Genomic DNA, 21,886 nt, shown 5'->3' with positions numbered 1-21,886 from the left:
TTACCGTTACATAGTACATCTACCTGAGATGCAGTAAGTGTTAAAACATCCGGCTCAGTAATAACAAACTCCTGTGTGAAAATACAATTGTTTACATCAGTTACATCAACCGTATATGTACCAGCTACAAGAGCTGTAGCAGTAGCCGTTGTTTGTCCGTCACTCCATAAATAGGTATATGGCATTACACCACCTTCCACATCAATAGTAGCTTCTCCTGTTGCCGTGCCGTTACAAGTAACATTAGACTGCGTAGTAGCATCTGTTGCAACAATAGCATCAGGCTGGGTAATTTCAAACTCAAGGCTAAGTACACAATCATTAGCATCGGTAACATCCACAGTATAGACACCTGCTGTAAGTCCGCTTAATGAAGCTGTTGTTTGTCCGTCATTCCATAAATAGGTATATGGTGTTACCCCACCCTCAACAACTAAATTGATTTCTCCGGTAGCGGCACCATTACATAAAACATTGGTTTGAGATGTAGCAGAACCTTCAATCAATGCAGATGGTTCGCTAATATTAAAGTTTTGTATAATGATACAACCGTTATCATCGGTTACCGTTACGAAATAAGTTCCGGCAGCAAGTCCTGTAACAGTATCAGTCGTTTCACCGTTACTCCACTCATAAGCATAAGGGGCAACACCACCCGATACAATTACCGTAGCTTCTCCATTATCGTCTCCGTTACAAAGTACATTGGTTTGTGAACCTGTTGTAGATAAAGTTGTAGGTTCATTAATCGCAAACGTTTCTGTTAAAACACAATCGTTAGCATCGGTAACATCAACGCTGTACGTACCCACTGCAAGTCCGGTTATTGTAGCTGTAGTTTGACCATTATTCCACAGGTAAGTATATGGAGCTACACCACCCTGTATATCAACCGTAATTAAACCGCTTGCACCACCATTACATAATACATCGTTTACAACGGTATTAGGTGAAAGAGCTAATGCATCCGGCTGTGATACAATAAAGTTTTCTGTTAAAGTACATCCGTTAGCATCACTAATAGTAACAGTGTAATTTCCTGCGGCAAGTCCGGTTGCGGTAGCAGTAGTCTGTCCGTCACTCCATGCATAAGAATATGGAGTTACACCACCCTGCATTACAACTGTGATTTCTCCATCAGTACCACCGTTACACGATACATCATTTTGGGTAGATCCTGTAGCAGCTGCAAGAGCATCAGGCTCGCCTATTGTAAAGTCCTGCACCACAGAACATCCGCTTGCATCGGTTACAGTTACGGTATAATCACCAGGTGCAAGCCCTGTAGCTGTAGCAGTAGTTTGACCGTCATTCCATAAATACGTATATGGTGCAGTACCTCCTGTAACTGCTACAGTAGCAGTACCATTAGCTTCACCGTTACATAAAACATCTGTCTGGTTATCTATAGAAGCAGTTGGCGGAGTCGGTAAATCAACTGGAAGGTCGAATTCAGAAACACAGGCACCATTAGTAATCGTCCAGCGTAAAACATAGCTGGCACCAGGTGTACCTGTAAAAGAAGTTTCGGCATCAGTATCTGTACCAAAAACACCATTTGTCCCCGATACTATACTCCAAAGTCCCGTACCAAGTACCGGTACATTTGCAGTAACCGTAATTTCATTACAGGTATTGGCACTAAAATCAGCAACAGCCGTAGCTGCCGAAACCACACAAAGATTTGCTGCATCTGAAACTACATAAGCACAAACTAAATCAGACTGAGTGATAATCACCCTATAGTCATAATCTGCCATTGCAGCCGTAACAGCTGTTAAGTTAAGAGTATTTGTAGTAGCGTCGCTATAAATTCCGCCATCAGTAATATCTGTCCAAGTAACACCATTATCTGTACTTTCCTGCCACTGGTAGTTTGTTGTTCCTGAACCACCTGAAGCCGCTACAGTAAACGCAACATTAGCATTAATCTCAACCGACTGATCTACAGGTTGTGTATCAATGGTACTTTCTGCTCCTACGGTAGTAACATTGTTGTTTGTTCCTGCATAAGAGGCTCCTATAACAGTACCATCCGCATTTACGGCAACAGGCCCTACACCATAATACATATCTCCGTCGTTACCATCGGCATCAGCCAGGCCATAAGCCTCATTAGCATCACTACAGCCGTCGTTATCACTATCCAAATCAACATAATCAGGGAAACCGTCATTATCGCTATCGGCACAATCTCCAAGTCCCTGCGCTCCTGTATCTACACTATAGTTACCAATAGAAGGTGCTGTAGAGTTAGTTATATAGTCACCAATACCTGTATAAGAAGAAAGTATAGGCACATTACCTGTAGTAGATGTCACATTAATCGCAGTACCCGCAGCTATACCAGATACCTCAGCATATGATGTACCGGGTGAACTAGGATACGGAACCCACCCTGTAACAGGAGCTCCATTATATAAAACAAGAGAGGTACTTGCTGTAGGTGCTATAAGTGCCAGTACATTTGATGTGGTCATGGAGGTTGGGATAGAGAAGTTAAAACTGTTTACAGCTTTACTCTCATCAAGCACCAACTGCCATGCAGGATCGTTATCATTAGGACTTAATTGCCATACCGAAGCAATGTTACTGGTTTCAATCACGTTAAGATCTGTTGCCGAAACATTAAAAGAATAAACATCTCCGGCATTTGCCAGTGTAGCCACAACACTACCGTTTAGTGTAACGGTTGTATTATCGGCATCGGCCATTACATAAGTAGTATTACTTGCAGTGTTTGAGATATAAAATTTAGTACCCAGCATATTTCTAGGCAATAACATCTCATCAATGTTATCACAGGCACCATATGGAGTATTGGCACATTTAACACCAACAATTACTCCTACATTATAGGTAGACTCAACCGTCCACCCTGTCATGTTAAGGTCTACCCCTGTTTGAAGATAGGTTTCTCCCGCATTTAATGTAAAGCTTTTTTGAACAACACCGGTTTTGTCTTTTATCAGTACGTTATTAGCATCGGTAGCACTGTAAATCATGGCATACTGATCTTTAACTGCATTAACCGAATAGTGATATGTAAACAGCCTGTAGCTGTTGCCCCATATTTTTTCGGGAAGTACTACCCACGAGTCGCTTGTGTAAGCACCTGTAAGTTCGTGTATTATTGTTACCGGCATATCGGCAACTAGTAAAAGACTTTTGCCCGACTGTACCACGTTATTGGAAAGATTCGGTACCTGAGCACCTGTTACACTTATCACAAGCGTTTGAGATGCCGGAATAACATAAGTAGAACCAAGGAAAGTAATTGTTGTTCCCTCATCACCCGATATTACAATGTTCCATATTTCATCAGGGTGAAGATAGTTAGGCGGAGCAAACAGGTTAAAAGTTGTTGCTGCCAGGGTTACGTCACATTCGTCGGTATCTAAAATACCATCGTTGTCATCGTCAAGGTCGTCGCTGTTTATTACACCGTCACAGTCAAAATCCTGATCGGGGGCTGTACCATAATTGGCACACTGTGAATAAGCTATTTCACTAAAAAGCAAAACTGCAAACAGCATAGTTAGTTTGAATAATAAATTTCTGGTTTTAATCATAGGTGGTATGTAATAATAATTGGGTTGTTTACTTGCTATAATAACAAAATGCCTTCCTGTCACCCGGACAAAAAAGCTCAAAAAGCCAACGGCTAATTATATTTTGAATAGATTGAACCGTATAGATTAATTAATAATCAAATAAAATATAACAATTCAGGTAGTGGAGTGAGGTAGTTTTTTTCATAGGCATTAATTATTGGGTTTTTATGATTTATTTTCAATATGCTAATATACAGTATTTTCTATTTTTTATTTAAGATTTAATTAACTTATTTAACAGGTGTTTTTCTATTAAATAATGAATATCCCTTAAAAATTGATTTATTTAAAAAATATATAAACCCTGCAAAGGTAATTTTTAGGATTATTTAATTTTAGAGTAGAATTACCTGTTTTTCAATAATGCGTAAAAACACCTAAAAGTGCTTTTTTATACCCGATTAAAACATTTACAGACTACTGAATACAAATATCTTTTAGGTAAAAACAAAAAAAAATACCCAAAAATGGGTATTTTCATATAAAATGGTATGTATTAAAAAAGCCTCCTTAAAGGAGGTTTTTTTATATTAGTCTATTACAGTTTCGTCTATTTGCATGTTATTTAAGAAAGCTATTGTATTCTCAATATCATAATGCAGTATCCTGTCGTCTTCAACAAGCGGAACTTCTTCCCTGTATGATTTAAGGAACATTTCTATAAAGTCGCTTGATTTTAGTGGTCTTCTAAATTCAATAGCCTGAGAGGCGTTCATAAGCTCTATAGCAAGTATACGCTCCAGGTTCTCTATAATTCTAAGTGCTTTTGTAGCCGCATTAGCCCCCATACTCACGTGGTCTTCCTGACCGTTGCTCGATACTATACTATCGGCACTTGCAGGGGTGCATAACTGCTTATTCTGGCTTACAATACTTGCTGCAGTATACTGCGGAATCATAAAGCCCGAGTTTAGCCCGGGGTTTGCCACAAGGAATGGCGGTAACCCGCGCAGGCCAGATATTAACTGATACGTTCTTCTTTCTGAAATACTACCCAGTTCAGAAAGAGCTATTCCTAAAAAGTCCAGCGTTAATGCCAGTGGTTGACCGTGGAAGTTACCTCCCGATATAATCTGGTCGCTGTCAATAAATATATTAGGGTTATCGGTAACCGAATTGATTTCGGTACGGAATACCTTTTTCACATAATCAATAGTGTCTTTTGTAGCACCATGTACCTGTGGTATACAACGGAACGAATATGGATCCTGAACGTGTTGTTTAGGGTGTGCAATAATCTCACTATCCTCAAGCAGCTGATTAAAACGTTGTGCTGTTACAATTTGTCCTTTGTGAGGGCGCACCATGTGGATAAGCTCATTAAAAGGTTCTATTCTTCCGTCAAAACCTTCAAGGGAAATAGCCCCAATAACATCGGCAAGGTAAGAGTACTTAATTGACTTAAGAAGTACATACACACCGTATGAACTCATAAACTGAGTACCGTTTAATAATGCAAGACCCTCTTTAGATTTAAGCACGATAGGCTTCCACCCTATTTTCTCCAATACTTTTGAAGCAGGCTGACGGAAACCGTCCATGTTTACCTCTCCCTCACCTAATAGCGGTAATGAAAGGTGTGCCAACGGAGCAAGGTCGCCCGATGCTCCAAGAGATCCCTGATTGTAAACAACCGGTAAAATATCGTTATTGTAAAAATCGATAAGCCTTTGTACGGTTTCCAGCTGAACGCCCGAATGCCCGTAGCTTAACGACTGTATTTTTAAAAGAAGCATAATCTTAACGATTTCCTGAGGCACTTCCTCCCCTGTACCACAAGCATGTGATTTTACAAGGTTCTCCTGTAGTTTTGAAAGGTTTTCGTTAGATATTTTTACATTATATAATGAACCGAACCCTGTATTTATACCATAAATAGGGTCGCTGTGCGATTTCATTTTCTCATCAAGGTACGTTCGGCATTTTTCAATGTTCAGCCTGGCTTCTTCGCTAAGCTCCAGTTTTTTCCCCTGAGTAATAATTTCGTTTACGACTTCAATAGAAAGCAGCTCACTGCTTATATAATGTATTGTTTCCATTTATAACTTGAATTGAAGCCCCAAAATTCACTAAACCTTATTTAAAAAACAAGATTTTTATCAACTTTTCAATATTAGGGATGATTTGCTTCGATTTCATGATAGGCTTTACCTATATAATCGGGTATCATAGATGCCGTAAAAGCCTGCATTCCGGTTTGCGGCAGGGCAATATCTGCGGTGAGTCCGTGCAGGTATACTCCAAACACCGCAGCATCGGCAGCAGTGTAACCCTGTGCCAGTAATCCGGTAATAATACCTGTAAGCGTATCGCCACTGCCACCCGTTGCCAGTGCAGCATTACCCGATGCGTTTATGTGTACCTCATTATCATATACCACCATAGTACGGGCATCCTTAGCTACGAGTATTACATGGTACTTTTTACAAAAGGCTTTCATTTTCTCTATTTTGTCAAAGTCGTCATTCCAAGTCCCCATTAAACGCTCAAGCTCTTTGGGGTGCGGAGTAAGTATAGTATTTACAGGAAGCAGTTCCAGCCATTCCTTGTTATAGGATAATATGTTTAGCCCGTCGGCATCTATAACTAACGGATGTTTGTACCGAATTAAAAAATCATGGAAAGCCTTTTGGGTTTCGGGATGCTGCCCCATCCCAGGGCCGATACCAATTGCTTTGGGTTCAAAATCAAAATTGATATGCGTAATATGTTCATCTCCGTCGGTTATTGCCATTGCTTCAGGGAAAGCTGTTTGTATCACTACATAACCACACTTGGGCAGATAGGTCGTTATGAGTCCGCAACCTGATTTTAATGCCGACTTCGCCGCAAGGCATACTGCCCCTATTTTACCATAGCTACCACCAATAATAAGCGCATGCCCCTGTTTACCCTTGTGCGTAAAGGGATCTACAGGTATGTAGCGTTTGTGTGCCTCAAAACTATCGGTGAGGTAATAGCTGGTTTCAACTGAATTAATAAAGTCCCTGTCTAACCCTATATCCAGTATCTCTACTTTTTTTAGGTACTGATAATTATCTGAAAGATAAAACGAAAGCTTGGGCTGCTGGAAAGTCAACACGGCATCACTGTGTACCGCAAAATTTGTTTTCCTGTCCATAAACACCCCCGAAGGCACATCTATAGAAACAACATACGCATTGCTGTGGTTAATTTTCTCAATCATTTCTTTAACCGAACCTTCCGGATCACGGCTAAGCCCAATCCCGAAAATAGCATCTATCACCACCAGTTTACCATCGGTATATTGGTATATCTCTTTGTTATTGTATTTAATTCCGTCTTTATTAATACGCTTTAGGTTAGCCGTAAAATCAGGGGTTGGTTTACCGGCATCTTCCAGTATATCGAGTACCACGCGGTATTTGGACTCATAGAGCAGGCGGGCTACTACCAGTCCGTCACCACCGTTATTGCCCTGTCCGCATATCACATGAAAAAGCGTTTCCTTATCAGGAAAATTACGTTTTAGCCACTGGAACACTTCTGTTCCTGCCCTTTCCATAAGCTCGTAGTAAGTTATACCCTGTCGTTCTACAGTTACTTTGTCGGCTTCCCTGTTTGCTGCAACGTCAAAAATTTTCATGTTTACTATTATTTGTAATACTTTTACTAAGTAAATTTATAATAAAGCTTTTAGATGGCAGGCAGATAAAACAAATATTTAACCTCCCCATTTATAAACCACACCTTAGTGTTTGTTATAAAATCATCTTAAGAAAAGAATTTCGGTAAAATGAGATATCAGTTTAATAATTTATTTAGAGATAAAATCAGCACTGGAATTGATATTCGTAATATTGAGCCATGTGAGCTTACAGATAACATTACAGATGATGAAATTATAATTGTATCTAACTGCTATTTTTTGTCCTCAATTTACACAGGAGGGGAAAACCCCATTTTTTATGACAAAACCGCAGCTGAAGTTTTACACAACAAGATATTAATTAATGATTACATTAATGAAGATGTATCGCATAATTATCTGATGTGTGCCATTGGCTACTCCAATTCACTGGCACAAAAACTTAAGCAAAGTTTTAAAGATAACTTTAAAGTTGTTTTATCTTTCGATGACGAATTTTATACTGTTTTCTTTTATAAAACAAGACCATTAGAAATATATCTTGACGAAGATTTAAACAAATACAAATTAGAAGCACTTCTCACCATTGATACTGCTTTAAAAGACCAAAATGAGTTTAGCTTAACAAACCCGCACCAATAAATTTTGTTTACAAAATAATTTAGTGGCAATAAGGTAACCTGAAAATATTTGATTTTGTAATCACCTACTTTTCATATATTTACAACACCAACAAAAACAAACTATTATGGAAACCAACCTTACCCCACAGCAGGAACAGGAAGCTGTAAACCACATTTATGAATATGCCGCCGACTTATTTATAAACAAAGACAAAAACTCCTATGAAGTTAAAATGGCACTTGTAGCCAAAGGCATGAGTGAAGAAAATGCCCAAATAGTGGTAGACAGGCTTGAAGATGAAATTGAGCAGGCCCGAAAAAGCAGAGCCAATAAAGATATGCTATGGGGCGCTGTATGGTGTATAGGCGGCACAATAGTAACTATTGCCACCTATTCGGCTGCCAGTAACGGCGGAGGTCGCTATGTAGTAGCCTGGGGAGCAATAATTTTTGGTGGTGTACAATTTATAAGAGGTGTTATTGCATCTACTAAATAGCAGGTTTTAGTTTATCAATGCATATTCATTTAATATTAAAGCCAAAAATTGTGAAATAATTTGTATTTCCTGAAAATAGCATACAGTTAGTGCGTTTTTTTCAATAAATTAGCGCCGTTGAAACTTTATTATTATTCTAGATGAAAAATACTGCGCTAACGCACATACACGAAGGCCTTGGGGCTAAAATGGTACCATTTGCAGGATACAACATGCCTGTACAATATGAAGGGGTAAATGTAGAACACGAAACCGTAAGGAACGGTGTGGGAGTTTTTGATGTATCTCACATGGGTGAATTTTTCATCACCGGGCCAAATGCCCTTGCACTTATTCAAAAAGTTACAACAAACGATGCTTCTACCCTAACTGTAGGACGTGCTCAATACTCTTGCCTTCCTAACGAAGACGGCGGTATTGTAGATGACCTTATTGTTTACAAAATGGGCGAAGAAAAATACCTTTTAGTAGTAAACGCTTCTAACATTGAGAAAGACTGGAACTGGATTTCATCTAAAAACGATGTGGGCGCTACTATGGAAAACGCTTCAGAAGATTATTCTCTACTGGCTATACAGGGACCTAAAGCTGCCGAAGCTATGCAGTCTTTAACTTCTGTAAACCTTACCGAAATAAAATATTATCACTTTGAAGTAGCCGATTTTGCAGGTGTTAGCGACGTAATTGTTTCTGCAACAGGATATACCGGTAGCGGAGGATTTGAAATTTACGTAAAAAATTCCGATATTGAGCAGGTATGGAACAAGGTGTTTGAAGCAGGAGCTGCCTATGGTATTAAACCAATAGGACTTGCTGCCCGCGATACTTTAAGGCTGGAAATGGGCTTTTGCCTGTATGGTAACGACATTAACGATACCACTTCTCCTATTGAGGCCGGCCTTGGCTGGATCACTAAGTTCACTAAAGATTTCACTAACAGCGAAGCCATCAAAAAACAAAAAGAAGAAGGCGTTAGCAGAAAACTTGTTGGTTTTGAGTTAACCGAAAGAGGTATACCAAGACACGATTATGAAATTACAGATAAAGACGGTAATGTAATAGGTATAGTAACATCGGGTACCATGGCACCATCACTTGGTAAAGGTATCGGGTTAGGCTATGTGCCAACTGCCTATGCTGCACCAGACAGCGAAATTTACATCAGGATAAGGAAGAATGATGTAGCCGCAAAAGTGGTGAAGCTTCCTTTCTACAAAAAGTAAAGGCCTATGAAAAACATACTAGCGATAGCCTGTTTGTTCCCGCTGCTTGCAGGGGCACAAAAACACGAGCAGGCCTGCAGTGTGTTTTACAACATAAACGCGCTTTTACAAAGCGAACATTTTAATCCTAAGCCGACAGACGATAGCCTGTCGGCTTATGTTTTTAATAGGGTTATGCGGGAAATGGACGACCACCGCATGCTCCTGCTACAGGATGAGGTAGACCTGCTCTCCAAGCATAAATACAAAATAGACGATTACATTACAGGTAACGACTGTTCCTTTTTTACCGATTTTGTTTCGGTATACAAAACAGCCCTGGAACGTAATACCGACATCATCAGTGAAATTGTTTACGACGGAATAAACCTTAATAGTACCGATTCTATTTACTATTCCAAAGAGCATTTCCCCTACCGTACCAGTAAGGAACAACTTAAAAAATTTATAGGCAAAAAAATAGTGTATGATGTACTGGAGGACATTGCCAAACTAAGCAAGAACCGCGATTCCCTAAAGGCACAAATACCAGCAATGGAAAACAGCGTAAAGGCTAAAATAGCCGATGCCTATATGTGCCGAACCGAAGCATTGCTTAATCCTAAGGAAGGACTGGATCAAAACATGCACCATAGGTTTTATGAGGCATTTTGCTCCTACTTTGATCCGCATACCAATTACTTTAATTACGACGAAAAATCTACGTTTATATCGGCAGTATCCGATGAAAATTATTCATTAGGGATTTATGTAAGTCAAAATGAAAACGAGGAAATCATAATACAGGAAGTGATTCCGGGAGGTCCTGCCTATAAAACCCAAAAGATTGACAAAGGTGACCAGATACTCAAACTGGCATCTGAAAATACCGAATACCCCGTTACCTGCGCCTCGCTTGAAACCATAACCAATATAGTGTTTAGTGATGCCTACAAAACGGTTGAACTTACTCTAAGGAAAAACGACGGAACTGTATACAGCGTTAACCTTGAGAAAAAGGTAATGCGATCTGAAGATAATACGGTTTACAGCTTTGTTATTGGCGATACGTTACCTATGGGGTATATAAAAATACCCAGCTTTTATACTGCCCGAGATGAGAATAGTTTTCATGGTTGTGCCGATGATGTGGCACGCGAAATCGCAAAACTTAACGAAGAAAACATAAATGGACTCATTATAGACCTTCAGTTTAACGGTGGCGGTTCTATGGAAGAAGTGACTAAGCTTGCCGGTATGTTTATAGACTTTGGTCCGCTAACGGTCGTAACCGGAAGAAACAGGTCGCGTAATGTAATTAAAGATTACCTGAGAGGCAGTATTTATAACGGACCTATAGTAATACTGGTTAACGGGTTCTCGGCTTCAGCAAGTGAGTTCTTTACCGGGGTAATGCAGGATTACGGTCGTGCTATTGTTGCCGGAAACACCACTATGGGTAAGGCTACCATGCAAACTATTTTTCAGTTACAGCAAAACAACCCTACCGATTTTGTAAAGGTTACCATAGATAAGTTTTACCGCATTACAGGCAAAAGCAACCAGTACATAGGCATAGTGCCCGATATTGAGATTCCCTCCTACCTAAACGACTTTTTACCAAGGGAAAATACCGATGCTACTGCCCTGGCTAACGACAGTATTGATGTAAGGCTGAAATTCCGTAAGGAAAAGTTAGACTACAGGGACTATGCCATAAAACAAAGCAGGGAAAGGATTAGTCAGGATGCCGACTTTAACGAGATTCTTTCGGTTAACAAAACCATCAAAAAAATGTATGAGGAAGACAAAGCCCCTGTTGCCCTTAATTTTGAAGGTGTGTTTAACGATGTACACACTATGGATGCCATTTGGAAAAGTATAAGCACCTTTGAAGACAAACTACAAATAAGCTACATAAAAACACCTCGTGATACCTACCAGCGCATTATGTATGACGACTTTTTGGTCAATACTAACGAGTACCGCGAGAAGCTTGTAAAAACCAATCCGTACATTAAGGAAGGTATAAACATACTTACCGATATTTATAATTTAGAAAATAAGTAAGTTATAACGTCTTTTTTTACAATCAGCCTTAATAAGATTTTGCAAAAACGGGTAATAACCTTATTTTTGTTCCTCCAAATAAAATTAATTTATGGGAAGAGCGTTTGAATTTAGAAAAGCCAGAAAAATGAAACGTTGGTCGGCAATGGCCAAAACGTTTACCAGAATTGGAAAAGATATAGTAATTGCTGTAAAAGAAGGTGGTCCAAACCCGGAAACCAATGCACGTTTAAGGGCTGTTATACAAAATGCCAAAGCGGCAAACATGCCTAAGGACAACGTTGAGAGAGCAATTAAAAAAGCAAGCGATAAAGATACTGCCAACTATAAAGAAGTACTTTTTGAAGGCTATGCACCACACGGTATCGCCATACTTATAGAAACTGCTACCGATAACAATAACCGTACAGTAGCAAACATTCGTAGTTACTTTAACAAATGCAACGGTACTATGGGTACTCAGGGATCGGTTGAGTTTATGTTCGACCATACCTGTAACTTCCGTATCCCGGCAGAGGGTCAGGATGTAGAAGAGCTTGAGCTTGAAATGATCGACTTTGGTGTGGAAGAGATTTTTGCCGATGAGGATGGCATCATAATGTATGCTCCTTTTGAGAGCTTTGGTGCTATACAAAAAGAACTTGAAAACCGTAACCTTGAAATCCTTTCTTCAGGATTTGACAGAATTCCTCAGGTAACTAAAGAACTTACTGAAGAGCAACAGGCAGACGTTGAAAAACTTCTTGAAAAAATTGAAGAAGATGACGACGTAATGAACGTGTATCATACTATGCAGGAATCTTAATATTCCCTGTTATATAGCATATAAAAAGCAGCCTATAGGCTGCTTTTTTTTGTATCTTCCCTGCAGTATATAAAATATGTTTACTATGAATGTTGTTTCAAAAACTGAAAAATTAAGGAAGGCTATCTATACCGCTATTGAAACGAAATCACTTAGTGATGTGTATACTGATTTTGATGTTTTTACAGCTAAAATAGTTGAATTAATAACTACCAATGAGGTTACTTCTGCATTTGATTTTTTCAATGAACTGGTAAACCTAAAGGAAGAAAGTATTGATGATTTACTGGACGGAACACTGTACGAAAATTTATATAAGGAACTGGGTGATAATGAAACACTTTTTATAAACAGGCTTAACGAGCGTTCAGTAAAACTGTATCGTTTAGCTGTGTACATCCGTAAAAATCCATCAACCCGGAAGGAAATAATACAACACCAAAAAAGTTTAGGATTGTAATATTTAATTAACTACTGATACATCTACAAAACATGGATCCAGATATAAAATCAATGCCCGATGAGGATGTAATTAACCTTTATTACGAAAAAGCTGTTAGCGGATTTAAAAAAAGTTGGTTTAACTTCTCGCACAATGAGAAATGGTATAAATATATAACAGAGTTACCCGAAAAGGAAAATACAGCATACCTTGTATGCCTTTTAGACGACCAGGTATACAACGGAGGCTTTAATCAGTATTTTATTAATGGATACGGTCAGTTTATTAAAGAAAGTATTGTAGCCTTTAAAAGGATTAAGGCTTTTAAAATGGCCGAATTGATTGAGAAAGCTTTTCTGGCAGTTAACTTTAATAACGATGATTATAAACTATTTAGAAAAAAAATAATTGAAGGTAAAATAGACGAACTGTACAATGACACCAACAGCCTTAATGATTACTTGGAAAAACTGGACGATGAATACTGGGAATATCCTGAAAACATAGGCAATTTACTGTCTGAGTATTTAACACAATAAAAGCTACCAATCGGCAGCTTTTATTGTGTTGTATCTTCTTAAAAATTAAACGATACCCCTATTTGCCATACAAACTGGTTGTTGTACTTATCAAAACCTTCGGGGTTGCTTTTATAAGTAGCGATTGGAATACCACCTTCGGTATACAAGCCGAAACCATCTGAGAAGAAATAACGGAAGCCTAGGTGTCCGCCAAAATTGCGTAACCCTAAATCAAGACCTGGGTAAACATCAAACTGATCCCCTATCCCGAATATGTTACCAATGTTAGCGTTAAGTCGGGCTTTCACATCGGCTCTGTCGCCAAAATCGGCTTCCTGACCCAAAATATCATCGGCAGAAAGCATATAGCTAGCCGAAAATCCGAACGAAAGATTATCTGCCAACCCAAAATCAGTAGTGGCAACAATACCGGTACCACCATCCTGTACGGTAGCCCCTATTTGTAGTTTAGTATCTCCTTTTCCGTTAAATGCCTGTGCATTAATAAAGTTGGCACACAATAAAGCGGCCATGGCAATAATAGTCCTCATACTGTAAAATGTAAAAATTTTCTAACGTAAATATACTTTAAAAACAAGTTAGTCACAATCAGGAAAAGGCAGAAAATACGGGCATAATTTAAAAAATCATTAAATTTAGAAAACTTTTTTTCACTGTAACTGTAACAATAAGGTTATCCTGCCAGTCATTATATTAAACCAGGCAAACGAAAGTTGGAAAGAACGCAAACCGATATAAACCATCTCATTACACTATGTAAGGCGGGGAACCGCAATGCGCAGTTTGAAGTCTATAATATGTACTATAGAGCTATGTACAACACTGCATTACGTATTGTAAAAGATGAACATTGGGCCGAAGATGTTATGCAGGAATCGTTCTTAAAAGCTTTTACAAAACTGGATTCGTTTAAAGGAGAGGTGGCCTTTGGCGCCTGGCTTAAAAAAATTGTAGTAAACCATAGCCTGGACAACTACAAAAAATTAAACAAGGATGCCACCCAGCCTATAGACAACATGCTGTATAAACTGGAAGACGGTGATAATGGCGAAGAAGCTAAAGTTGATTTTCAGCAGCTGCAAGTGCAACAGGTTTCGCAAGCCATAGCGTCGTTAAAGGAAAATTACAGAATAATATTAACCTTATTGTACATAGAAGGTTACGACCAAGAGGAGATAAGTGAAATAATGCAGATAACAGCCGGCAATTGCCGCACAACCATTAGCAGAGCTAAAGAGAGTCTGCTAAAAAAATTAGCAATGTCATGAACGAGGATAAAAATTTAAACGAGCTATTTAAAAACCTGGAGGGACAGTGGGATAACCACGAACCCCTACTGGGACATCAGCAGCGATTTTTAGACAGACTTGAGGGTAAGAAAAAGCGTTCACCACTAACCCTTATACTACCTATAGCTGCCGCTATACTTATACTGTTTGGAATTTTTACCGTGTACAATAATAACGGTACTACTGATGCTACACAAGAACAAATGGCAAATGTATCGCCCGAGGTACAGGAAACCCAAATGTATTTTGCCTCTATTATAGAAAAAGAACTGGCAAAAGTAGAAAAGGAAAAAAGCCCCGAAACAGAAATGATTATAAGGGATGCCCTTGTACAAATGAAAAAGCTGGAGGACGATTACAACAAGCTTACCCATGAGCTTATTGATAAGGGCGAAAACAAACAGATTATCCATGCAATGATAACTAACCTGCAAACACGTATATCCTTCCTTGAAGAAGTGCTTACACGTATAGAAAACATCAAAAAAATTAAAGAGAACTACCATGAAAACACTACCGCTTAAACTTTTGGTTTTTCTTCTCTTAATTCCGTTTGGCTTGAATGCCGGGCAGGTTAAAGGGAAGTATACCAAAGAGAAAAAGATACAGAAAGTATACCTTGTTAACGCTGATGCCGGACTCGAGGTAGGTAACCAGTACGGAAACATTTATGTGACCACTTGGGATGAAAGCAAAACCAGTATTGATGTGATTATAAAGGTATCGGGTAATAATGAAGACCAGGTAAATAAAAGGATTAACGGTATAGACGTTAAGCTTAATGCTACCAAAGGGCTTGTTGCCTGTAAAACCGACATAAGCAGCTCTAACTCTCGTACTAATATCGAGATTAACTACACCATTAAAATCCCGAAAAACGGAAGTATTGTACTTCATAATCAGTATGGTAACATTGTACTGGGCGATATTAAAGGACATTCGGAATTAAAATGTCAGTATGGTAACATTCAGGCTAATAAACTTAATAATGTAAGTGCCAAGCTTGAGTATTGTAACGGTTCGACCATAAGCACAATGGGGAATGGCGAAATAAAAGCAGATTATTCCCGCCTTACCATAAACAAGTGTGGTAACCTTCAAATTAAAACCGCCTATACTGATTATACTATTGACGATGTGAACAATATAGTTTTTAATTCAGAATATGGTGACTTTAAAATAAAACAGGCCGTAAATATTGAAGGTAAAGGTGAATACATAGGTATGCGTTTCGGCATTATTAAGGGAGGTATGGAGCTTTCTGCCAGCTATGGTAATATCGATATTCAAAGTATTGAAAACAACGCTAAAAACATCAATATAAGTTGTGCCTACACCAATGTGGATATCAATTTTAATGAGAACTATGCCTACAATTTTGAGTTCGACCTCCAATACGGTAGCCTTAGAGGTACTAACAACCTTAATTTTACCGAAAAAAATGTACGAACTACAAGTGCCAACTACAAAGGCTACTCTAAGAAAAACGGAGCTAATAAAGTATATATAGAGTCGCAGTACGGCAACATCAATTTAGGAAGAAGTTAATGAAGTAAGTAATTAAAATGTAACATTTTATGAAGTACATCGTCTTTAAATAAGACAAAAAAATCATCAATCATCATCAATCAAATCAATTTTTATCATGAAACGACAGTTATTACTGTTAGCAGCGTTATTCACACTGCTAACCGGTACCGCACAGGGTACCCAGGAACCTATTACCGGAAACGGTAACAAAGTAAAACAGGAAAAGGCAATTACAGCTTACCAGTCACTTAGAATAAGTGGTCCGTTTGAAGTAATCCTTATGTCTGACGAACACGATAACGTGTTAACGCTTGAAGGAAGCGAAAACATTGTTAACCTACTTGAAGTAAAAAACAGTAACGACACCCTGTATATAGGCCTTCCAAAAGGTTTAAACTTCAAGGCACACAAAAACAATAAGGTAAAAATAAAAGTACCTTATTACACTTCACTAAACAATATCTATTTAAAAGGATCGGGCACCGTAAACAGCAAGGCTGCACTTAGAAACAATTTAAAAGTCCAGCTGGAAGGCTCAGGTTATATTGACCTTAGGATTTTTAACGCGAGTAGCGAAGCTTATGTACTGGGTTCGGGCAATATTATACTAAAAGGTGCCGTTCAGGATTTTAAATGCAAAGTTATCGGGTCAGGTAATATTGAAGCCAAACGCCTTGAATGTACCAATGTAGACATTGATCTCTCGGGATCGGGTACTGCCGATATTGTTTGTAACAAAGCCATTAAAGGAAAAATTAGCGGTTCGGGCAAAGTAGTTATTGCCGGACACCCAAAAGAACAGGATTTAAAGCGCCAGGGAACCGGTGAGTTTACGGCAGCTTTATAACCTCCTTTTTATACTTACTTTTACTCACTTCGTGAAAACCATCCCCTGAGCCGGGATGGTTTTTTAGCACTACACCAAAAAACACATAATTACTGTAATAAAATACGGGAAGTAGTAGTCCCGGATATCCTGCATCCAAAAAAAAGCCATCCTAACAGGATGGCTTTTTGATATCTTTTTGGTACTAATCTCTTATTATTATTTGATGAATTCTATTTTTTGAGTTGCTTCCATGTTAATACTGTCAAAGAAGCCCTGCTCGTTCATCCAGTCATCGCTAAATACCTTGCTCATGTAACGTGAACCATGGTCAGGGAATATAAGGATAACATTACTGTTTTCGTCAAATTCACCAGCTTCAGCATACTGCTTAACAGCCTGTAATGCTGCTCCGCTTGTGTATCCTACAAAAAGACCTTCTGTTTTGGCAATATGCCTTGCAGTATGGGCACTATCTTCGTCAGATACTTTTATGAACTTGTCTATAACATCAAAATCAGTTGCGGTTGGGATAAGGTTTTTACCTAAACCTTCAATTCTGTAAGGGTAAATTTCCTCGTTGTCAAACTCTTTAGTTTCGTGGTATTTTTTAAGTACCGAACCATAAGCATCAACACCAAGAATTTTAATATTTGGGTTTTGCTGTTTTAGGTAACGTGCAGCACCCGATATGGTACCTCCTGTTCCGCTACAGGCAACAAGGTGGGTAATTTTACCGTTTGTCTGTTCCCAAATTTCAGGACCTGTAGTAGTAAAGTGAGCATCTACATTTAAATCATTAAAGTACTGATTGATATAAACAGATCCTTTAATCTCCTCATGCAGCCTTTTAGCTACGTTGTAGTAAGAACGGGGATCATCTGCCGATACGTTTGCCGGGCAAACATATACCTTAGCACCCATGGCGCGAAGCATATCAATTTTATCTCTTGATGATTTAGAGCTAACTGCCAGTATGCAGTCATAACCTTTAATAATGCTAACCATTGCTACACTAAAACCTGTATTCCCCGAAGTAGTTTCAATAATAGTGTCTCCCGGTTTCAGGATACCCTTTCTTTCGGCTTCTTCAATGATGTATAGTGCAATCCTGTCTTTGGTTGAATGGCCCGGATTAAATGCCTCTACTTTTGCGTAAAAATTTCCTTTTAACCCTTGTGTAACTTTATTGAGCTTAATTAGTGGTGTATTCCCAATTAATTCCAATACATTATTATAGGCTTTTATTTCTTCTTTCATAAAAAATAAGTTAGTAAGGTAAACTATGTACAAAGTTTAATTGACCTCAAAACCTTGCAAATCTAACAAAAAAAATTTAATTACTCCTGAATTCCTTCCAAATCTAGTAAAAAACTATACTCTTTAGCAACCTCTTTTAGCGCCTCAAATCTTCCGGAAGCCCCGCCATGCCCTGCGTCCATATTGGTGTCAAGATACAGCTGGTTTTTATCGGTTTTTACGGCCCTTAATTTAGCTACCCATTTGGCAGGTTCCCAGTACTGTACCTGAGAATCATGTAGTCCTGTTGTTATCAGCATATTAGGATACTCCTGAGCTGTTACGTTGTCATAAGGCGAATATGATTTCATGTAATCATAGTACTCTTTTTCGTTAGGGTTCCCCCACTCGTCATACTCTCCTGTTGTTAACGGTATAGAATCGTCAAGCATAGTAGTTACTACGTCTACAAACGGTACCTGTGCAATAACACCGTGGTACAGTTGCGGAGCCATATTTACCACAGCACCCATTAGCAAGCCTCCTGCCGATCCGCCCTCGGCATACAAATGCTGAGCCGAAGTATATTTCTGTTCTATTACATATTTAGAACAGTCTATAAAATCAGTAAAGGTGTTTTTCTTTTTAAGCAGTTTTCCGTTTTCATACCATTCACGGCCTAAATCTTCACCTCCCCTAATATGGGCAATGGCATAAATAAACCCTCTGTCTAATAAACTAAGTCTTATAGAAGAGAAGTATGGATCCATACTTGCACCATACGAACCGTAAGCGTATAATAACAACGGATTATTACCATCCATTTTAATACCCTTGCGGTATACCATAGAGATAGGCACTTTAGTACCGTCTTCGGCAGTAGCCCATACCCTTTTCTCTTCGTAGTTATTTTTATCAAACTTACCACCCAGTACCTCCTGCTCTTTCCTTACGGTTTTTTCGCGGGTTTTCATATTAAAGTCAATAACCGAACTAGGTGTCGCCATAGACTGGTAGCCATAACGAAGCACATCGGTATCAAAATCAACATTAGTAGTAGTATAAGCAGTATAAGTTTCTATATCAAAAGGAAGATAGTATTCCTCGCCACCATCCCAAGGGCGGATGCGTATTTTATTAAGTCCGTTAGAACGTTCGCTTACCACAAGGTAGTTTTTAAAAATATCTACCCCTTCAATAAGCACATCCTCACGATGGGAAAGCAGGTCTTTCCAGTTTTCCATACCTGTAGCCGTTTCCGGAGTCTCCATTAGCTTAAAGTTGGTTGCATTGTCCTTATTGGTTACAATGTAAAACTTATCACCATAGTGACTGATGTCATACTCCAGTCCGCGTGTCCTTTTCTGGAACAGTTTAAACTCGCCATCAGGTTTTTGGGCATCAAGTATCCTGTATTCACTGGTAAGCGTACTGCTTGAACCTATAACAAGATATTTTTTTGATTTCTCTTTATATATAAAGGTGTTAAAGGTGTCGTCTTCCTCGTGGAAAATCAATTCATCTTTAGCCACATCGTTACCCATTTTGTGTTTGTATATCTTTTCAGATCGTAGGGTAACAGGATCTTTCCTTGTATAGAAAAGTGTTTTGTTGTCACCGGCCCAGGTTGAACCTCCCGTTGTATTTTCAATTTTGTACGGAAGCACCTCACCGGTAACCAGGTTTTTAACCTGAATGGTATACTGCCTTCTTGAAACGGTATCTACCGCAAAAGCAGCCCATTGGTTGTCCTCACTAATATTGATTCCTTTTAGCTGAAAGTAACTGTGTCCTTTTGCAAGCTCGTTGCAGTCAAACATAATTTCCTCAGGGGCATCGAGGTTTCCTTTCTTACGGGCATAAATAGGATAGTCTTTACCTTTTTCATAACGGGTAATGTAGTAGTAACCGTTGTAAAGGTAAGGGACAGAAGAATCGTCCTCTTTAATCCTGCCCTTCATTTCTTCAAATAATTCCTTTTGGAACTCCTTGGTGTGGGCAGTACACTGTTGGTAGTATTCGTTTTCTTTGTTTAGATAGTCTATTACTTCCGGGTTTTCCCTCTCATTTAACCAGTAGTAATTATCGATCCTAACATCTCCGTGTTTTTCCAGTTTCTCTGGTTTAATTGCGGCCACGGGTGCCGCGACGGTTTCTGTCATTTCAGATTTTTTAGTTTGGTCGCATGCAAAAATAACACAAACACAACTTAAAAGTAAGTGTTTTTTCATTCTTTTAAATGATTATTATTTAAACCTGCAATTTAATATTTTTAGCATATAATTTTTATTAAACACAAAAAATCTTTGCACAATCAATGGTTAATAACCTCCTTATAATAAAAAGAATGTAAAAACACTTTCTTCAAAAATCTTCCTCTTTGCGGCTATCTGCCCCACAGCAGGCTGCCGTACCGTTAAAGCAGCATTAAAACTGTGTAAAAAACATTTTTATTTTGGTAATTTTACGGCAACAAAAACAAATAAAAATCAACACTATGTTTGGAGATATTATGGGTATGATGGGTAAGATTAAGGAAACCCAGCAAAAAATGGAAGAAACTAAAAAAAGACTTGACACTGTACTGGTAGACGAGCAAAGTAATGACGGACTGTTAAAAGTAACGCTTACGGCTAACCGCGAAATCAAATCGGTTACCGTTGCCGACGAGCTTTTAGAAGATAAAGAGCAGCTTGAAGATTACCTGGTAATGGTACTTAACAAGGCTATTGCAAAAGCAACATCGGTTAACGAAGCCGAGCTTGGTGCAGTTGCTAAAGACGGTATGCCAAACATACCGGGTATGGATATGTTTAAATAACAGTAGTTATTTAAAATTAAAGATTGAAAGATTGAAAAAAGCGCGGATTACTCATCCGCGCTTTTTTATTATACTTGCTTTAAAAGCAATATGATGAAAAGAAAATTAAAATTATACATAATACCTACTTTTGTTTTAATAACACTTACCGACAGGTATTTATGGATGCCTAATAGGGTTAAAAATGAGACATGGATGTATGTAAAAGGAACCTATCTTGGAGACCCTATAACATATACTAATGATTTTGAGATAAAAGATTCACATATAATCTTTAAACAAAATACAACCAAACCTGAAGAGGTCAATCAAAACAGAAAAGACAACTTTTATTTTACCGGATGCTACTTCGGGTGGCTTTTTATGTACAACACCATTAGTGATGAAGTAGTTATTTATTTACATAAATCCTAAACTACTTTATTTAGCACTACTCCTCTCCTTTCTCAAAATATACACACTCACGCTTCCTGTCAATAGATGAGATTTTCATCATGTAATGATCTACATGATAATCACAGCTTATTAATAAAGCAACAGGAATTTCATCTTTATATATGGTATCATTTTTAATATAATATCCATTTGCAACGGGAACATTACTAAAAACAAGCCAGTCATTAAGCCTGAAATCTCCGTTTCCTACTTTCCACTTATGGTTAACAGCAATTTCGGCATCACTTTCAGTTTTACACGAAACACATAGCAACAAAAGCCCAATAAACAGGAAATATTTTTTCATGGTATATCTCTTTAGATCCTTCCTTAGTCAGGAT

19 protein-coding genes and 1 pseudogene are annotated in these 21,886 nt (G+C 38.4%); 13 read left to right on the top strand and 7 right to left on the bottom strand.

The features are described 5' to 3' along the window. The 3 genes and pseudogenes from Q763_RS12755 to Q763_RS12745 all read right to left on the bottom strand — a co-directional run. Positions 1-3,572 (bottom strand): annotated as a pseudogene (locus tag Q763_RS12755) (hypothetical protein); the annotation flags it as partial. A 572-nt stretch (positions 3,573-4,144) separates the two neighbouring features. Then, positions 4,145-5,653: a histidine ammonia-lyase gene (gene hutH / locus Q763_RS12750; RefSeq protein WP_035134897.1), complete on the bottom strand. Its 1,509-nt coding sequence runs from the start codon at positions 5,651-5,653 to the stop codon at positions 4,145-4,147. A gap of 74 nt (positions 5,654-5,727) precedes the next feature. Beyond that, positions 5,728-7,221, bottom strand: coding sequence for a bifunctional ADP-dependent NAD(P)H-hydrate dehydratase/NAD(P)H-hydrate epimerase (locus Q763_RS12745; RefSeq protein ID WP_035134888.1), 1,494 nt, complete (start codon positions 7,219-7,221; stop codon positions 5,728-5,730). Positions 7,222-7,371: 150 nt separating this feature from the next. On the opposite strand from Q763_RS12745, the gene Q763_RS12740 reads away from it, so the two are divergent. The 7 genes from Q763_RS12740 (at position 7,372) to Q763_RS17540 (ending at position 13,402) form a co-directional block, all read left to right on the top strand. Then, complete coding sequence (locus Q763_RS12740; protein ID WP_035134886.1) at positions 7,372-7,866, top strand: hypothetical protein; 495 nt, start codon at positions 7,372-7,374, stop codon at positions 7,864-7,866. Positions 7,867-7,972: 106 nt separating this feature from the next. Next, on the top strand, positions 7,973-8,344 hold the full coding sequence (locus tag Q763_RS12735) for a hypothetical protein (RefSeq protein ID WP_035134884.1): 372 nt from the start codon (positions 7,973-7,975) through the stop codon (positions 8,342-8,344). Between the two features lie 140 nt (positions 8,345-8,484). Continuing rightward, positions 8,485-9,567, top strand: a complete 1,083-nt coding sequence (gene gcvT, locus Q763_RS12730) for a glycine cleavage system aminomethyltransferase GcvT (RefSeq protein ID WP_035134882.1) — start codon at positions 8,485-8,487, stop codon at positions 9,565-9,567. Positions 9,568-9,573: 6 nt separating this feature from the next. Continuing rightward, positions 9,574-11,616 carry a S41 family peptidase gene (locus Q763_RS12725; protein ID WP_035134880.1) on the top strand — a complete coding sequence of 681 codons (2,043 nt, stop codon included), beginning with the start codon at positions 9,574-9,576 and terminating at the stop codon, positions 11,614-11,616. 91 nt (positions 11,617-11,707) lie between these two features. Next, positions 11,708-12,421 carry a YebC/PmpR family DNA-binding transcriptional regulator gene (locus Q763_RS12720; protein ID WP_035134877.1) on the top strand — a complete coding sequence of 238 codons (714 nt, stop codon included), beginning with the start codon at positions 11,708-11,710 and terminating at the stop codon, positions 12,419-12,421. 85 nt (positions 12,422-12,506) lie between these two features. Further along, positions 12,507-12,881, top strand: coding sequence for a hypothetical protein (locus Q763_RS12715; protein WP_157499432.1), 375 nt, complete (start codon positions 12,507-12,509; stop codon positions 12,879-12,881). Between the two features lie 32 nt (positions 12,882-12,913). Then, complete coding sequence (locus Q763_RS17540) at positions 12,914-13,402, top strand: DMP19 family protein (RefSeq protein ID WP_052123435.1); 489 nt, start codon at positions 12,914-12,916, stop codon at positions 13,400-13,402. Between the two features lie 38 nt (positions 13,403-13,440). On the opposite strand, the gene Q763_RS12705 is transcribed toward Q763_RS17540, so the two are convergent. After that, a complete protein-coding gene (locus Q763_RS12705; protein WP_035134873.1) occupies positions 13,441-13,935 on the bottom strand; it encodes a DUF6646 family protein in 495 nt (164 codons plus the stop codon). A gap of 183 nt (positions 13,936-14,118) precedes the next feature. Here Q763_RS12705 and Q763_RS12700 point away from each other — a divergent pair, with 183 nt between their 5' ends. The 4 genes from Q763_RS12700 to Q763_RS12685 all read left to right on the top strand — a co-directional run bounded on the left by Q763_RS12700 (position 14,119) and on the right by Q763_RS12685 (position 17,071). Next, the gene (locus Q763_RS12700) at positions 14,119-14,673 is read left to right on the top strand and encodes an RNA polymerase sigma factor (RefSeq protein ID WP_035134870.1); all 555 of its coding nucleotides are present in this window, start codon (positions 14,119-14,121) and stop codon (positions 14,671-14,673) included. Next, positions 14,670-15,218: a hypothetical protein gene (locus tag Q763_RS12695; RefSeq protein ID WP_035134868.1), complete on the top strand. Its 549-nt coding sequence runs from the start codon at positions 14,670-14,672 to the stop codon at positions 15,216-15,218. Before Q763_RS12700 ends, Q763_RS12695 begins: the two co-directional genes overlap by 4 nt. After that, on the top strand, positions 15,199-16,242 hold the full coding sequence (locus Q763_RS12690; RefSeq protein WP_157499431.1) for a DUF4097 family beta strand repeat-containing protein: 1,044 nt from the start codon (positions 15,199-15,201) through the stop codon (positions 16,240-16,242). Before Q763_RS12695 ends, Q763_RS12690 begins: the two co-directional genes overlap by 20 nt. 97 nt (positions 16,243-16,339) lie before the next feature. Then, on the top strand, positions 16,340-17,071 hold the full coding sequence (locus Q763_RS12685; protein ID WP_035134864.1) for a head GIN domain-containing protein: 732 nt from the start codon (positions 16,340-16,342) through the stop codon (positions 17,069-17,071). 198 nt (positions 17,072-17,269) lie between these two features. On the opposite strand, the gene Q763_RS12680 is transcribed toward Q763_RS12685, so the two are convergent. Both Q763_RS12680 and Q763_RS12675 read right to left on the bottom strand, forming a co-directional pair. After that, positions 17,270-18,310, bottom strand: coding sequence for a PLP-dependent cysteine synthase family protein (locus tag Q763_RS12680; RefSeq protein ID WP_035134862.1), 1,041 nt, complete (start codon positions 18,308-18,310; stop codon positions 17,270-17,272). An 80-nt stretch (positions 18,311-18,390) separates the two neighbouring features. Further along, on the bottom strand, positions 18,391-20,520 hold the full coding sequence (locus Q763_RS12675) for a S9 family peptidase (protein WP_084596070.1): 2,130 nt from the start codon (positions 20,518-20,520) through the stop codon (positions 18,391-18,393). 266 nt (positions 20,521-20,786) lie between these two features. On the opposite strand from Q763_RS12675, the gene Q763_RS12670 reads away from it, so the two are divergent. Both Q763_RS12670 and Q763_RS12665 read left to right on the top strand, forming a co-directional pair. Then, positions 20,787-21,110: a YbaB/EbfC family nucleoid-associated protein gene (locus tag Q763_RS12670; protein WP_035134858.1), complete on the top strand. Its 324-nt coding sequence runs from the start codon at positions 20,787-20,789 to the stop codon at positions 21,108-21,110. Positions 21,111-21,203: 93 nt separating this feature from the next. Next, positions 21,204-21,524 (top strand): hypothetical protein, encoded by a 321-nt coding sequence (locus Q763_RS12665; protein WP_035134855.1) that lies wholly within the window; start codon positions 21,204-21,206, stop codon positions 21,522-21,524. A 16-nt stretch (positions 21,525-21,540) separates the two neighbouring features. Here the strand turns inward: Q763_RS12665 and Q763_RS12660 are convergent, their stop codons facing one another. Then, positions 21,541-21,852 (bottom strand): hypothetical protein, encoded by a 312-nt coding sequence (locus Q763_RS12660; protein WP_035134853.1) that lies wholly within the window; start codon positions 21,850-21,852, stop codon positions 21,541-21,543. Positions 21,853-21,886: the final 34 nt, after the last annotated feature.

It is taken from the genome of Flavobacterium beibuense F44-8 (assembly GCF_000769915.1).
In the GTDB taxonomy this organism is placed as follows: Bacteria; Bacteroidota; Bacteroidia; order Flavobacteriales; family Flavobacteriaceae; genus Flavobacterium; species Flavobacterium beibuense.
This window is presented reverse-complemented; position numbering and strand designations above follow the sequence as displayed.